Raw genomic sequence first — 15,283 nt, 5'->3', positions numbered from 1 at the left:
CAATCTCAAGAGAAAGAAAGTCGAAATGAAAGCTTCCGACACCAAAGCCACCCTGTCCTTCAGCAACGGTGGAGACAACGTCGACCTGCCGGTCTACAAGGGCACGATGGGCCCCGACGTGATCGACATCCGCAAGCTGTACGCACAGACCGGCATGTTCACGTACGACCCGGGCTTCATGTCGACGGCGTCGTGCCAGTCGGCGATCACGTACATCGACGGCGACAAGGGCGAACTGCTCTACCGCGGCTACCCGATCGAACAGCTCGCCACCAACTGCGACTTCCTCGAGACCTGCCACCTGCTGCTGTACGGAGAACTGCCCGACGCCGGCAAGAAGCAGGAGTTCACCAAGCTCGTGACCAACCACACGATGGTCAACGAGCAGATGCAGTTCTTCCTGCGTGGCTTCCGCCGCGATGCGCACCCGATGGCCATCATGACGGGCCTGGTCGGCGCGCTGTCGGCCTTCTATCACGACAGCACGGACATCAACAATCCGAAGCACCGGGAGATCGCCGCGATCCGCCTGATCGCCAAGATGCCCACGCTGGTGGCCATGGCGTACAAGTACACGATCGGCCAGCCGTACATGTACCCGCGCAATGACCTGAGCTACGCGGGCAACTTCCTGCACATGATGTTCGCCACGCCGTGCGAGGAGTACAAGGTGAGCCCGGTGCTCGAGCGCGCGCTCGACCGCATCTTCACCCTGCATGCCGACCACGAGCAGAACGCATCGACCTCGACCGTTCGCCTGTGCGGCTCGTCGGGCACCAATCCCTTCGCGGCGATCGCAGCCGGCGTGGCCTGCCTCTGGGGCCCGGCGCACGGCGGCGCCAACGAGGCGGCGCTCAACATGCTCTACGACATCCAGAAGGCGGGTGGCGTCGACAAGATCGGCGAGTTCATCAAGCAGGTCAAGGACAAGAACTCCAACGTCAAGCTGATGGGCTTCGGCCACCGCGTGTACAAGAACTACGACCCGCGGGCCAAGCTGATGCAGGAAACCTGCAAGGAAGTGCTGAGCGAACTGGGCCTGGAAAACGACCCGCTCTTCAAGCTGGCCATGGCCCTCGAGAAGATCGCGCTGGAAGACGAATACTTCGTGTCGCGCAAGCTCTACCCGAACGTCGACTTCTACTCGGGCATCGTGCAGCGCGCCATCGGCATTCCGGTGCCGCTGTTCACCGCCGTGTTCGCCCTGGCGCGCACGGTCGGCTGGATCGCCCAGTTGAACGAGATGATCGGCGACCCGGAGTACAAGATCGGCCGTCCGCGCCAGCTGTTCGAAGGTTTCACCCCGCGCGACGTGAAGCCCATCGCCCAACGCTGAACGCCCCAGGAGGCCTCCTCGGCCTTCGCCTCGCAAAGCTGCCTTCGGGCAGCTTTTTTGCGTCTTGGCTTACAGGGATGACGCGCTCGCCTCGATAACTTCGTCGGCGGAGGGTGACTCCATGCTCATTACCGTCAACAAACTGCTCGAAGGAGTTCTGTCATGAAAAGACTTACCGCACTGATCACCGTTGTTTTTGCGTTCGGCGTCCCCCTGGCCGGCTGCAACACCGTGAAGGGTGCCGGTCAGGACATCCAGAAGGGTGGCGAAAAGATGGAAGACGCCGCCAAGAAGCGCCAGTAAAGACCATCGACCGCCATCGACGGCGCAAGAAAGCGGGCCTCGAGCCCGCTTTTTCTTTCCGGGCGAGCACCCCGCCCGGGCCTCATCGCCGGACGGCAATCGGGCCATCTCGGATCACGATGGCAAGAGCCGACTCTCTCAGGGAGAATAGCAACCCCACCTCTTCCCACACGATGCCGTGATCGCGTCCGAACGGACCTTCGCCCGCCGAATCGACCTGACCTCGCTCCAGCTCTACGTGGCGGTGTGCGAGCTGGGCAGCATCGGGCGCGCGGCAGAGCGGGAGTTCATCGCGGCCTCGGCCATCAGCAAGCGGCTGTCCGACCTCGAGGCCACGCTGGGCACGCCGCTGCTCTACCGCCATGCGCGCGGCGTGGACCTCACGCCCGCCGGCGAGAGCCTGCTGCACCACGCCCGTTCGGTGCTCTACAGCCTGGAGAAGATGCAGGGCGAGCTCAGCGAATACGCGGACGGCGTGCGCGGCCACGTGCGGGTGCACGCGAACATCTCGGCCATCGTGCAGTTCCTGCCGGAGGATCTCGGCGCCTTCCGCCGCGACCATGAAGCCATCAAGATCGACCTCGAGGAGCACCTGAGCACCGAGGTGCTGCGCGCGGTGCACGAGGGCGCGGCCGACCTCGGCATCTGCCACGCCGGCGAAGGTGCCAGCGACCTGCAGAGCCTGCCCTACCGGCACGACCGGCTCGTGCTCATCGTGCCGGCCGACCACGCACTGGCAAGCCGCAGCGCGATCGCCTTCGCGGACTCGCTGGAGTACGACCACGTCGGCCTGCACACGAACAGCTCGATCTATGTGGCCACGCGGCAGGCCGCGCTCGACGCGGGTCGCAGCATCAAGCTGCGGATCCATGTGACCGGCCTCGACGCGATGTGCCGGATGATCGAGAACGGCCTGGGCATCGGCGTGATGCCCGGCCATGCCTTCGAGCTCATGCGCGGCGGCATCGGCCAGCGGCTGGTCAGCATCGAGCTGACCGACCCCTGGGCGCGGCGCGAGATCCGGCTGGTCGCACGCGATTTCTCGACGCTGCCTGTGGCCGCACGTGCGCTGGTGGCCCACCTGCAGGCATCCGGCGCCGCCTCCGAACAAGAAACGCTCGGGCTCGCAGCCTGAGCACGACCCCTCACCCTCCCCCACGAAAGAAGACAGTCATGGCACGCACGCTCTACGACAAGCTCTGGGACGAACACGTCGTCCACACCGAGGACGACGGCACCTCGATCCTCTACATCGACCGCCACCTGGTGCACGAAGTGACCAGCCCGCAGGCCTTCGAGGGCCTGCGCGTGGCCGGCCGCAAGCTGTGGCGCATCAGCTCGGTGGTCGCCACGGCCGACCACAACACGCCGACGACCCATTGGGAGCGCGGCTACGACGGCATCGAAGACCCGATCAGCAAGGAGCAGATCACCACGCTCGACAGCAACATCGCCGAGTTCGGTGCCGCCGCCTTCTATCCCTTCCTGAGCAAGCGCCAGGGCATCGTGCACGTGATCGGCCCCGAGTCGGGCGCGACGCTGCCGGGCATGACGGTGGTCTGCGGCGACTCGCACACCTCCACCCACGGCGCCTTCGGCGCACTGGCGCACGGCATCGGCACCAGCGAAGTCGAGCACGTGATGGCCACGCAGACACTGCTCGCCAGGAAGGCCAAGAACCTGCTGGTGAAGGTCGAGGGCAAGCTGCCGCTGGGCTGCACCGCCAAGGACATCGTGCTGGCCATCATCGGGCGCATCGGCACGGCAGGCGGCACGGGCTACACGATCGAATTCGCCGGCTCGGCCATCCGTGACCTGAGCATGGAAGGCCGCATGACGGTCTGCAACATGGCGATCGAGGCCGGCGCGCGCGCAGGCCTCGTCGCGGTGGACGAGAAGACCATCGCCTACGTGAAGGGCCGCCCGCTCGCGCCGACCGGCGTCGAATGGGACCATGCCGTGACCTACTGGAAGACACTGCAGTCCGACCCCGGCGCGCACTTCGATCAGGTGGTCGAACTCGACGCGACGCAGATCCAGCCGCAGGTCACCTGGGGCACCTCACCCGAAATGGTGACGGCCATCAGCGGCCGCGTGCCCGACCCCGACAAGGAGAAGGACGCCAACAAGCGCGGCGCCATCGAGCGCGCGCTGACCTACATGGGCCTCGAGCCGAACAAGCCGATGAACGACATCTTCATCGACAAGGTGTTCATCGGGTCCTGCACCAACAGCCGCATCGAGGACATGCGCGAAGCCGCTGCCGTGGTGAAGAAGCTGGGCCAGAAGGTCGCGAAGAACGTCAAGCTCGCGATGGTGGTGCCCGGCTCCGGCCTGGTGAAGGAACAGGCCGAGCGCGAAGGCCTCGACGTGATCTTCAAGGCCGCGGGCTTCGAGTGGCGCGAGCCGGGTTGCTCGATGTGCCTGGCCATGAACGCCGACCGGCTGGAGCCGGGCGAGCGCTGCGCCAGCACCAGCAACCGCAACTTCGAAGGCCGGCAAGGCGCCGGCGGCCGCACGCACCTGGTGAGCCCGGCGATGGCCGCCGCCGCCGCGGTGCACGGCCACTTCGTCGACGTCCGCCAATTCGCCTGAGCCAGGAGATAAACCATGCAGAAATTCACCGTGCACCAGGGCCTCGTGGCGCCGATGGACCGCGAGAACGTCGACACCGACGCGATCATTCCCAAGCAGTTCCTCAAGTCGATCAAGAAGACCGGCTTCGGCCCCAACCTCTTCGACGAATGGCGCTACCTCGACCACGGCGAGCCGGGCCAGGACCCGGCCAGCCGCAAGCCGAACCCGGACTTCGTGCTGAACCAGCCGCGCTACGCGGGCGCCTCGGTGCTGCTGGCGCGCAAGAACTTCGGCTGCGGTTCGTCGCGCGAGCACGCGCCCTGGGCGCTGGACCAGTACGGTTTCCGCGCCATCATCGCGCCGAGCTACGCCGACATCTTCTTCAACAACAGCTTCAAGAACGGCCTGCTGCCGATCGTGCTGCCCGAGGCACAGGTCGCCCAGCTGTTCGACGAGACCTTTGCCTTTCCGGGCTACACGCTCACCGTCGACCTGGAACGCCAGGTGATCGTCAAGCCGGACGGCACCGAGCTCGCCTTCGACGTGCAGGCCTTTCGCAAGTACTGCCTGATCAACGGCCTGGACGACATCGGCCTGACGCTCCAGAAGAAGGACAAGATCAAGGCCTTCGAGGCCGAACGCCTCGCGACCAAGCCCTGGCTGGCCAAGGCCTCGCTGGTGTGAGCGCCCTTCATTTCAACCTGAACGAGACAGACCCTTCATGAAAATCGCAGTCCTCCCCGGTGATGGCATCGGCACCGAAATCGTCGCGGAAGCCGTCCGTGTGCTCGACGCGCTCGAGCTCGACTTCGAGATGGAAACCGCCCTGGTCGGCGGCGCCGCCTACGACGCACATGGCCATCCGCTGCCCGAGGCCACGCTGAAGCTCGCCAAGGAAGCCGACGCGGTGCTGTTCGGCGCCGTCGGCGACTGGAAGTACGACACGCTCGAGCGCCAGTTCCGCCCCGAGCAGGCCATCCTCGGCCTGCGCAAGAACCTGGGCCTGTTCGCCAACTTCCGCCCTGCCATCTGCTACGAGCAACTGGTCGACGCATCGAGCCTCAAGCCCGAGTTGATCGCCGGCCTCGACATCCTGATCATTCGCGAGCTGACCGGCGACATCTACTTCGGCCAGCCGCGCGGCCGCCGCACCGCGGTCGACGGCCACTTCCCCGGCGCCGAGGAAGCCTTCGACACGATGCGCTACTCGCGCCCCGAGGTCGAGCGCATCGCCCGCGTCGCCTTCGAAGCCGCCCGCAAGCGCAGCAAGCGCAGCAAGCGCGTGACCAGCGTCGACAAGGCCAACGTGCTCGAAACCTTCCAGTTCTGGAAGGACATCGTGACCGAGGTCGGCAAGGAATACCCGGACGTCGCGCTCGACCACATGTACGTCGACAACGCAGCCATGCAACTGGTCAAGGAGCCCAAGAAGTTCGACGTCGTGGTCACCGGCAACATGTTCGGCGACATCCTGTCGGACGAGGCGGCCATGCTGACCGGTTCGATCGGCATGCTGCCCTCGGCCTCGCTCAATGCGAGCAGCCAGGGCCTGTACGAGCCGAGCCACGGCAGTGCGCCCGACATTGCCGGCAAGGGGGTCGCCAACCCATTGGCTACAATCCTGTCCGCTGCCATGATGCTCCGCTTCTCCCTCCAACAACCCGAAGCTGCCGACCGAATCGAGTCGGCGGTCAAGTCGGTGCTCGCCTCCGGGCTGCGCACCGGCGACATCTGGTCGGAAGGCACGAAGCGGGTCGGCACCCGCGAGATGGGCGACGCGGTCGTAGCAGCACTCTCTTCTTCCGTCATCAAAAAGACGAGCATTACCGGCTAACCGCAGCCCGCTTCGTCACGCCCCTCCCCGGCTCGACGAGCCGGGCGCCAAGAAAACCTGATCTCCTAGTTTTTTCTTCGAAGGGCATATTCAAATGGCGAACGCATCTCAACCTCTGGTCGGCCTCGTGGGCTGGCGCGGCATGGTCGGCTCGGTCCTGATGGACCGCATGCAGGCCGAAGGCGACTTCGGTCTCATCGAGCCGATGTTCTTCTCGACCTCCAACGCCGGCGGCAAGGCCCCGGCGATGACCAAGAACGAGACGACCCTGAAGGACGCGCACGACATCGACGCACTCAAGCAGTGCGACATCATCATCACCTGCCAGGGCGGCGACTACACGACCGAAGTCTTCCCCAAGCTGCGCGCGGCCGGCTGGAACGGCCACTGGATCGACGCCGCCTCCACGCTGCGCATGAGCGACGACGCGATCATCGTGCTCGACCCGGTCAACCTGCCGGTCATCCAGAACGCGCTGGCCAAGGGCGGCAAGAACTGGATCGGCGGCAACTGCACCGTGAGTTGCATGCTGATGGGCGTGGGCGCGCTCTACAAGGCCGGTCTGGTCGAGTGGATGACCAGCATGACCTACCAGGCCGCGTCGGGCGGCGGCGCGCAGCACATGCGCGAGCTGCTGACGCAGTTCGGCACGCTCAACGCCGAAGTGCGCGCGCTGCTGGACGACCCGAAGTCGGCCATCCTGGAAATCGACCGCAAGGTGCTGCACAAGCAGCAGACCCTGTCGGCCAGCGAGACGGCGAACTTCGGCGCGCCGCTCGGCGGTTCGCTCATCCCCTGGATCGACAAGGACCTGGGGATCGGCAAGAACTCGGACGATGCCGAGTGGGGCATGTCCAGGGAAGAATGGAAGGGCGGCGCCGAGACCAACAAGATCCTGGGCCAGGGGCCGGGCTTCGATGTCGCCCCGGTTCCCGTGGACGGCTTCTGCGTGCGCGTCGGCGCCATGCGCTGCCACAGCCAGGCGCTGACCTTCAAGCTCAAGAAGAACGTCCCGGTGGCGGACATCGAGGCCTTGATTGCAGCCGACAACGAATGGGTCAAGGTCGTGCCCAACACCCGGGAAGCGACCGTCAAGGACCTGACCCCCGTCGCCGTGACCGGCACCATGAGCATCCCGGTCGGTCGACTGCGCAAGCTGGCGATGGGGCCGGAATACCTGGGCGCGTTCACCATCGGCGACCAGTTGCTCTGGGGCGCTGCGGAGCCGCTGCGCCGCATGCTGCGCATCCTGCTGAACGCGTAATACTTCACACGGGGGCCCAGAAATGGGCGCCCGTTGCTCTGCTGCAACGGGTAGACCATGCCGAAGTTGGCGCGCACTGGGGTGAAACGGCTGTCGCCTTGTCAGTGCTGAACGATGATGTTAACGTCCTCTTACACTTTGGGCCGCGGTGCCCCTCTTTCAGCATGACAAGACCTCCGTTGCCTGCGGCCCGCGATTCGGCCACCCGCCTGAACACGACGTCACGTGGTCGTGCCCGACTCTCGCTGCTCAGCGCGGCGGTCGCCCTGGGATTGGGGGCAGTCTTCGTCGATGCCCACGCGCTGTCGCTGGGCCGCATGAACGTACAATCGGCCATCGGCGAGCCCTTGCGCGCCGAGATCGAGATTGCCGAGATGAGTGCCGCCGAGGCCGACGGCCTGCGCGTCAACATCGCCTCGCCAGACGCCTTCCGCGCTGCGGGCGTACCCTACAACGCCGCCTTGTCCGACGTGCGCAGTTCACTGCAGCGCCGCGCCGATGGCCGCTACGTCGTCCGGCTGACCAGCAATCGCTCGGTCTCCGACCCCTTCATCGATCTGCTGCTCGAAGCCACCTGGAACACGGGCCGCATCGTCCGCGACTACACCGTGCTGCTCGACCCGCCGAGCAGCCGCTCGACGGCCACGGCTGCCGCGCAGGCGCCCGTGCCGCCGCAGATCAGCATCGGCACCGGTCCCGCCTCGGTTCCACCACCGTCGGCCCGCCGTCCCGCGCGTCCGGCGATCGCCGCCGCGCCCACCCCGGCCGAAGCACCCGCGGTGCGGACCACCGACGGCGGCGGCGCGGGCCAGCAGGTCACCGTGCAGCCCGGCGATACCGCCAGCAAGATCGCGGGCGCTTACAAGCCTGCCGACATTTCGCTCGACCAGATGCTGGTCGCGATGCTGCGCGCCAACCCCAATGCCTTCATCGGCGGCAACATGAACCGCATGAAGGCCGGCGCGGTGCTCGACCTGCCCGATGCGTCGCAAGCCGCCGCCACGCCGGCGCCCGAGGCCCGTCGCACCGTGGTCGCCCAGAGCCGCGACTTCGGTGACTACCGCCGCCGCCTGGCCGAGAACGCGCCAGCCTCGGCCGTGGCCCGGGCCGACCGCCAGAGCTCCGGCAAGCTGCAGGCCAGTGTCGAGGACCGCAGCGCGGCCGCCGCAGCACCCGACAAGCTCACCATTGCACAGGCCCGCGCTGCCGAGGACAAGCTCGCGCAGACGCGTCAGGCGCAGGAAAGCAACGCTCGCGTGGCCGAACTGGCCAAGAACATCAGCGACCTGAACAAGCTGCAGTCGGCCGGCGTCGCTGCGCCGGCGGGTGCCGCACCGGCCGCGCCCGCGTCGGCCAGCGCCCCCGCCGCACCGGCTGCCACGCCGACACCCGCAGCACGGGCGGCCACGGCACCTGCGCCTGCCGCATCGACCCCGGCACCGACGGTGGTCGCCCCGGCAGGCGCCGGGGCCGCCCTGACACCGCCCCCGGCGCCGGCACCCGCCCCCGCTGCGGCAGCAGCGCCGAAACCGGCCGCCAAGCCCGCAGCACCACCGCCCCCCCCGGAACCCAGCTTCCTCGACGATCTGCTCGACAACCCGCTGATGCTCGGCGGCGGCGCACTCATCCTATTGCTCCTGGGCTTCCTCGGCTACAGGGCGGTCAAGCGCCGCCGCCAGGACGCCGGCGACAGCGTTTTCCTGGAAAGCCGTCTGCCCAAGGACTCCTTCTTCGCCGCCAGCGGCGGTGAATCGGTCGACACCAAGAACCGCTCGGTCGTCTCGTCGCTGTCGTACTCGCCCAGCCAGCTGGACGCCGGCGACGTCGACCCGGTGGCCGAGGCCGACGTGTACCTGGCCTACGGCCGCGACCTCCAGGCGGAGGAGATCCTGCGGGAGGCGCTGCGCATCAACCCCGAGCGCATCGCCATCCACCTCAAGCTGCTCGAGATCCACGCCAAGCGGCGTGACCTGCGCGCCTACGAGGCGCTGGCGTCGGACGTGCACAAGCTGACCGGCGGCCAGGGCAACGACTGGAACCGCGTGGTGGAGATGGGCAAGGAACTCGACCCGGGCAACCCGCTGTACGAGGCGGGCGCTCGCCCGGCCGGCGACAGCGCCGCGCCGGCAGCCGTTGCGGCAACGGCCGCTGCCGTGGTGGCTGCGCCGATGGCGGCACCCGTCGCCGCGCCGCCGCCCGCCTTCGTCCCGTCGGTGGCCCCGCTCGACTTCGACCTCGACCTGAGCAGGCCGTCGCCCCTGGACACGACGACGACCATGCCGGCGCCGATCACCGAGCCGGCGCCCGTGAGCGCGAGCCTGCCGCCGGTTCAGGCGCCTGCGCCGGAACGCTTCGCGCCGACCTCCCGCGACACGCTGCGCGACCTGTCGCCGATGAGCCCGCCCGCAGACTTCGACACCGACTTCAACACCGCGCCCGCCGCGCTCGAGATGCCCGGCATGTCGCGCTCGATGGGCACCGAGGAACACACCCAGCCGGCCACGCTGCGTGCGGGCCTGCCCGGCGATTCCGGCTTCATCGAGTTCGACATGAGCGCCCTCGCCGGCCTGAACCAGCGCGATTCCAACGACACCGAGCCCGGCCGGCTCGAGCCGCTGGACGAGGCCAATGACAACCCGCACGCCATCAAGCTGTCGCTGGCGCGCGAACTGCAGGCGTTGGGCGACACCGAAGGCGCGCGTTCGCTGGTCGAGGAAGTCGAAGCCGAAAGCTCCGGCGACCTGAAGGTCCAGGCCAAGCAACTGTTGGCGCAACTGGCCTGAGGGGCCGGCACGACGCATGCGCCGGCCGCCCGTTCGACCCACGTGAGGCTGGCCCTCGGCGTTCGCTACAACGGCCAGGCCTACCAGGGCTGGCAGAGCCAGCTGTCCGGGCAGACCGTGCAGGACAAGCTCGAGGCAGCCCTGGGCCGCTTTGCCGATCGCCCCATCTCCACCCTGTGTGCCGGCCGCACCGATGCGGGCGTGCATGGCCTGATGCAGGTGGTGCACTTCGACACCGACATCGCACGCACGCCCTTCTCCTGGGTGCGCGGCACCAACCGCTACCTGCCGAACGACATCGCGATCCAGTGGGCGCATCCGGTGCCCGATGCCTTCCACTGCCGGGCCAGCGCGGTGGCGCGGCGTTACCTCTACGTGCTCTCGCAGTCGCCGGTGCGGCCCAGCCTCGACGCGGGGCGCGTCGGGTGGTCGATGCGCTCGCTCGACGGCGAAGCCATGCGCAGCGCGGCGGCCCGGCTGATCGGCGAGCAGGACTTCAGCTCGTTCCGGGCTTCCGCCTGCCAGGCGAAGTCGCCGGTCAAGACGATGCGCCGCATCACGGTCACGCAAAAGGACGTCTCGCCCGACGGCGAGCGCTGCCAGTGGCATTTCGAGTTCGAGGCGGACGCCTTCCTGCACCACATGATCCGCAACATCATGGGCTGCCTGGTCCGCATCGGCCACGGCGACGAGCGGCCGGAATGGATCGCCGAAGTGCTGGCGGCGCGCAGCCGCAAGGTGGCGGCGCCCACCTTCTCGCCGGCCGGCCTCTACTTCGTCGGCCCGCTGTACGACGCGGCCTGGGGGCTCCCCGCCGAGGCGACCCTGGGCGCCAGCGGCGCTGCGTATGATGGCCCGCCATGAGCGCGCCCGCCCCCCACCGAAGCCGCATCAAGATCTGCGGCCTCACGCGTGAAGCCGACGTGGATGCGGCGGTCGACGCGGGTGCCGACGCCGTGGGCTTCGTGCTCTACCCGGCCAGCCCGCGGGCCGTCACCGCGCAGCGCGCGGTGGCGCTCGCATCGCGCCTGCCACCCTTCGTCACGCCAGTACTGCTGTTCGTGAACGAGGCGCCCGCGCAGGTGATGGGCGCGCTGGCTGCCGTGCCCGGCGCGATGGCCCAGTTCCATGGCGACGAGACCCCTGACCAGTGCCGGGAAGCCAGCGGCCGGGGAACCTACCGTTACATGCGCGCGGCCCGGATTCCGCTCGGCGCGGCGGGGGCGGACTTCGACCTCGTAAAATACGCTTCCGATTTCTCCCACGCCCAGGCCATCCTGCTCGACGCCCATGTCGACGGGTTCGGCGGGGGCGGCAAGGCATTCGATTGGTCACTTCTTCCAACCGCCGTCGACGCTCACCTCGTCTTGAGTGGTGGACTCACACCTGCAAACGTGGCCGATGGCATTCGCCAGCTCCGGCCGCGATGCCGATCGCTGGCCGTTGACGTGAGTTCCGGCGTCGAAGCCTCCAAGGGCATCAAGGACGCCGGAAAGATCCGCGATTTCATCGCTGCCGTGCGCGCAGCCGACCTCGCACCCCTTTGACCGGCCGCACCGTCTCGTTCGACGGGCGCGGCCCCATCGATCGAGAACCCATGAAAAGTTACCAGCAACCCGACGCCACCGGCCATTTCGGCCCCTATGGCGGCACCTTCGCGAGCGAGACGCTCACCCACGCCATCGCCGAACTGCGCGAGGCGTACGCGAAGTTCAAGGACGACCCGGCTTTCCTCGCGGAATTCCACTACGAGCTCAAGCACTTCGTCGGCCGGCCCTCGCCGGTCTACCACGCGGCGCGCACCAGCCGCGAGATGGGCGGCGCGCAGATCTACCTCAAGCGCGAGGACCTGAACCACACCGGCGCCCACAAGATCAACAACGTGATCGGCCAGGCGATGCTCGCCAAGCGCATGGGCAAGCCGCGCGTGATCGCCGAGACCGGCGCCGGCCAGCACGGCGTGGCCACCGCCACCATCTGCGCGCGCTACGGCCTCGAGTGCGTGGTCTACATGGGCAGCCAGGACGTGAAGCGCCAGAGCCCCAACGTCTACCGCATGAACCTGCTGGGCGCGACCGTGGTGCCGGTCGAATCGGGCAGCAAGACGCTCAAGGACGCGCTCAACGAGGCGATGCGCGACTGGGTCACGAATGTCGAGAACACCTTCTACATCATCGGCACCGTTGCCGGCCCGCACCCCTACCCGATGATGGTGCGTGACTTCCAGAGCGTGATCGGCACCGAATGCATCGAGCAGATGCCGGCCATGCTGGCCGACGACGGCATCGCGAACCCGCAACCCGACGTGGTCGTCGCCTGCGTGGGCGGCGGCAGCAACGCGATGGGCATCTTCCATCCGTACATCCCCTTCGAGGGCACCCGCCTGATCGGTGTCGAGGCCGCCGGCGAGGGCCTGGACAGCGGCAAGCATTCGGCCTCCATCCTGCGCGGCAGCCCCGGCGTGCTGCACGGCAACCGCACCTACCTGCTGCAGACCGACGATGGCCAGGTGACCGAAACGCACAGCATCAGCGCCGGCCTGGACTACCCCGGCGTCGGCCCGGAACACGCCCACCTGGCGGACATCGGCCGCGCCGAATACGTCGGCATCACCGACACGGAGGCGCTGGAGGCCTTCCACTACCTGTGCCGCACCGAAGGCATCATCCCGGCGCTCGAATCGAGCCACGCCGTGGCCTACGCGATGAAGCTGGCGAAGACGATGCGGCCGGACCAGTCGATCCTGGTGAACCTCTCCGGCCGCGGCGACAAGGACATCGGCACCGTGGCCGACCTGTCGGGCGTCGACTTCTACGACCGGCCGTCGATGCGCGGCCTGAGCGTGAAGGGAGGCAAGGCATGAGCCGGATCGCCGCCGCCTTCGAGGCACTTCAACAAGATGGGCGCAAGGCGCTCATTCCCTACGTCACGGCTGGCTTCCCCTACGCCGACATCACGCCCGAGCTGATGCACGGCATGGTCGCCGCCGGCGCCGACGTCATCGAGCTCGGCGTGCCCTTCTCCGACCCGATGGCCGACGGCCCGGTGATCCAGAAGGCCGGCGAAGCGGCGCTGGCATTGGGCGTCGGCACGAAGCAGGTGCTGGCGATGGTCGCCGCCTTCCGTCAGACCGACGACCGCACGCCGGTCGTGCTGATGGGCTACGCCAACCCGGTCGAGCGCTACGACGGCGTGCACGGCAAGGGCAGCTTCATCCGCGATGCGGCAGCGGCCGGCGTCGATGGCCTGCTCGTCGTCGACTACCCGCCCGAGGAATGCGAGGACTTCGCGGCCGACCTGCGCGCCGCGGGCATCGACCTGATCTTCCTGCTCGCACCGACGAGCACCGACCAACGCATGGCGCAGGTCGGCCGCATCGCGACCGGCTACGTCTACTACGTCTCGCTCAAGGGTGTGACCGGCGCCGGCCACCTCGACACCGAGGCGGTCGGCCGCATGATCCCGCGCATCCGCGAGCACGTCAGCGTGCCGGTGGGCGTGGGCTTCGGCATCCGCGACGCGCGCACGGCGCAGGCGGTCGGCTCGGCCGCCGATGCGGTGGTCATCGGCACCCGGATCATTCAACTGATCGACGGCCAGCCGCGCGAGCGGGTGGTGCCACTGGTCGCCGAATTCCTGGCCGACATCCGCCAGGCGCTCGACGCCCTGCCGGCCGCCACCCCCAAGAACGCGTCTGGTCGATAATCCGCGCTCTCCAGGAGAATCCATGAGCTGGCTAGAAAAACTGCTTCCCCCGAAAATCGAGCAGACCGACCCGAGCGAGCGCCGCCAGGTGCCCGAAGGTCTCTGGATCAAATGCCCCAGTTGCGAGACGGTGCTCTACAAGACCGATCTCGAACACAACCAGAACGTCTGCCCGAGCTGCGGCCACCACCACCGCATCGGTGCACGGGCACGCCTCGACGCCTTCCTCGACGCCGAAGGCCGCTACGAACTCGGCCAGGAAGTGCTGCCGGTCGACGCCCTGAAGTTCAAGGACAGCCGCAAGTACCCCGAACGGCTCAAGGAAGCGCTGGAGAACACCGGCGAGACCGATGCCCTCATCGTCATGGGCGGTTCGGTGCACAGCATCAGCGTGGTGGTCGCCTGCTTCGAGTTCGAGTTCATGGGCGGCAGCATGGGCAGCGTGGTCGGCGAGCGCTTCGTGCGCGGCGTCGAGACCGCCATCGAGCAGAAGGTGCCCTTCATCTGCTTTACCGCCACCGGCGGTGCGCGCATGCAGGAAGGCCTGCTCTCGCTGATGCAAATGGCCAAGACCAACGCCGCGCTCACCCGGCTCGCCAAGAAGGGCCTGCCCTACATCAGCGTGCTAACCGACCCGACGATGGGCGGGGTGAGTGCCGGCTTCGCCTTCCTGGGCGACGTGGTGATCGCCGAGCCCAAGGCGCTGATCGGCTTCGCCGGCCCGCGCGTGATCGAGTCGACGGTGCGCGTGACGCTGCCCGAGGGCTTCCAGCGCTCGGAGTTCCTGCAGACCAAGGGCGCGATCGACTTCATCAGCGACCGACGCGCGCTGCGCAAGACCATCGCCAGCACGCTGGCCATGCTCCTGCGCCAGCCTGCCGACGCAGTGACCTGACGCCCTACAGCCTGAAAACGCTGACCATCACGCTGCCGAGCACGATCGCCACGACCTGCAGCAGCACGATGGCGGCGAGCGGCGACAGGTCGACGCCGCCGACCAGCGGGATGATGCGGCGCAGCGGCCGCACGATCGGCTCGGCCAGGCGCGACACCAGGTCGAGCAGCACCGACGACGCGCCCGGCACCCACGACAGCACCGCATAGACGACCAGCAGCGCCGTCAGGCCCGACACCGCCAGCTGCGCCAGCCCGACCAGCGACACCAGCGGCAGGATCGCCATGCGGCTGAAGTTGCCGATCAAGAGCCACAGCAGCAGGAATTTCGCCATCACCAGCAGCCAGGCGGCGATCAGGCTGGCCAGGTCCCAGCGCTTGACCGCCGGCACGATGCGCCGCAGCGGCATCACGATCCAGTCGCTCACAGCGAAGACGAAGCGCCCTAGCGGGTTGCCGAAGGGCACCCGGTGGTACTGCATGTACAGCCGCAGCAGGCAGGCGCCGCCCAGGAGGCCGACGATGACGTCGAGCAGGAAGGAAGGAATCTGATAGAGCATGGCGCGCAGACGGCGTGAAAGGAAGGC

General features: G+C 67.8%; 14 protein-coding genes. 13 read left to right on the top strand and 1 reads right to left on the bottom strand.

What is annotated here, in order from left to right; genetic code table 11:
- The first annotated feature begins 25 nt into the window (after positions 1-25).
- The 13 genes from gltA (at position 26) to accD (ending at position 14,697) form a co-directional block, all read left to right on the top strand.
- Positions 26-1,336: a citrate synthase gene (gene gltA / locus N8A90_RS00840; RefSeq protein WP_262072748.1), complete on the top strand. Its 1,311-nt coding sequence runs from the start codon at positions 26-28 to the stop codon at positions 1,334-1,336.
- Positions 1,337-1,498: 162 nt separating this feature from the next.
- Positions 1,499-1,639 carry an entericidin A/B family lipoprotein gene (locus N8A90_RS00835; protein WP_262072747.1) on the top strand — a complete coding sequence of 47 codons (141 nt, stop codon included), beginning with the start codon at positions 1,499-1,501 and terminating at the stop codon, positions 1,637-1,639.
- A gap of 178 nt (positions 1,640-1,817) precedes the next feature.
- Entirely contained in the window at positions 1,818-2,774 is a 957-nt protein-coding gene (locus N8A90_RS00830; RefSeq protein ID WP_262072746.1) for a LysR substrate-binding domain-containing protein, read from the top strand.
- Positions 2,775-2,812: 38 nt separating this feature from the next.
- The gene (gene leuC / locus N8A90_RS00825; protein WP_262072745.1) at positions 2,813-4,234 is read left to right on the top strand and encodes a 3-isopropylmalate dehydratase large subunit; all 1,422 of its coding nucleotides are present in this window, start codon (positions 2,813-2,815) and stop codon (positions 4,232-4,234) included.
- A 15-nt stretch (positions 4,235-4,249) separates the two neighbouring features.
- Complete coding sequence (gene leuD, locus N8A90_RS00820; protein ID WP_262072744.1) at positions 4,250-4,900, top strand: 3-isopropylmalate dehydratase small subunit; 651 nt, start codon at positions 4,250-4,252, stop codon at positions 4,898-4,900.
- A gap of 37 nt (positions 4,901-4,937) precedes the next feature.
- Complete coding sequence (leuB, locus tag N8A90_RS00815) at positions 4,938-6,050, top strand: 3-isopropylmalate dehydrogenase (protein WP_262072743.1); 1,113 nt, start codon at positions 4,938-4,940, stop codon at positions 6,048-6,050.
- A gap of 94 nt (positions 6,051-6,144) precedes the next feature.
- Positions 6,145-7,314 (top strand): aspartate-semialdehyde dehydrogenase, encoded by a 1,170-nt coding sequence (gene asd / locus N8A90_RS00810; RefSeq protein ID WP_262072742.1) that lies wholly within the window; start codon positions 6,145-6,147, stop codon positions 7,312-7,314.
- Positions 7,315-7,478: 164 nt separating this feature from the next.
- On the top strand, positions 7,479-10,097 hold the full coding sequence (locus tag N8A90_RS00805; RefSeq protein ID WP_262072741.1) for a FimV/HubP family polar landmark protein: 2,619 nt from the start codon (positions 7,479-7,481) through the stop codon (positions 10,095-10,097).
- A gap of 42 nt (positions 10,098-10,139) precedes the next feature.
- Positions 10,140-10,961 (top strand): tRNA pseudouridine(38-40) synthase TruA, encoded by an 822-nt coding sequence (truA, locus tag N8A90_RS00800; RefSeq protein WP_262072740.1) that lies wholly within the window; start codon positions 10,140-10,142, stop codon positions 10,959-10,961.
- Positions 10,958-11,644 (top strand): phosphoribosylanthranilate isomerase, encoded by a 687-nt coding sequence (locus N8A90_RS00795; protein WP_262072739.1) that lies wholly within the window; start codon positions 10,958-10,960, stop codon positions 11,642-11,644. Before truA ends, N8A90_RS00795 begins: the two co-directional genes overlap by 4 nt.
- A gap of 50 nt (positions 11,645-11,694) precedes the next feature.
- Positions 11,695-12,960: a tryptophan synthase subunit beta gene (gene trpB, locus N8A90_RS00790; RefSeq protein WP_262072738.1), complete on the top strand. Its 1,266-nt coding sequence runs from the start codon at positions 11,695-11,697 to the stop codon at positions 12,958-12,960.
- Positions 12,957-13,802, top strand: a complete 846-nt coding sequence (gene trpA, locus N8A90_RS00785; RefSeq protein ID WP_262072737.1) for a tryptophan synthase subunit alpha — start codon at positions 12,957-12,959, stop codon at positions 13,800-13,802. Before trpB ends, trpA begins: the two co-directional genes overlap by 4 nt.
- A 22-nt stretch (positions 13,803-13,824) precedes the next feature.
- Positions 13,825-14,697, top strand: a complete 873-nt coding sequence (accD, locus tag N8A90_RS00780) for an acetyl-CoA carboxylase, carboxyltransferase subunit beta (RefSeq protein ID WP_262072736.1) — start codon at positions 13,825-13,827, stop codon at positions 14,695-14,697.
- A gap of 4 nt (positions 14,698-14,701) precedes the next feature.
- Here accD and N8A90_RS00775 read toward each other — a convergent pair whose 3' ends face one another.
- Positions 14,702-15,256, bottom strand: a complete 555-nt coding sequence (locus N8A90_RS00775) for a YggT family protein (RefSeq protein ID WP_262072735.1) — start codon at positions 15,254-15,256, stop codon at positions 14,702-14,704.
- Positions 15,257-15,283: the final 27 nt, after the last annotated feature.

The sequence above is a fragment of the Variovorax sp. N23 genome, from assembly GCF_025486315.1.
Taxonomy (GTDB): domain Bacteria; phylum Pseudomonadota; class Gammaproteobacteria; order Burkholderiales; family Burkholderiaceae_C; genus Variovorax.
This window is presented reverse-complemented; position numbering and strand designations above follow the sequence as displayed.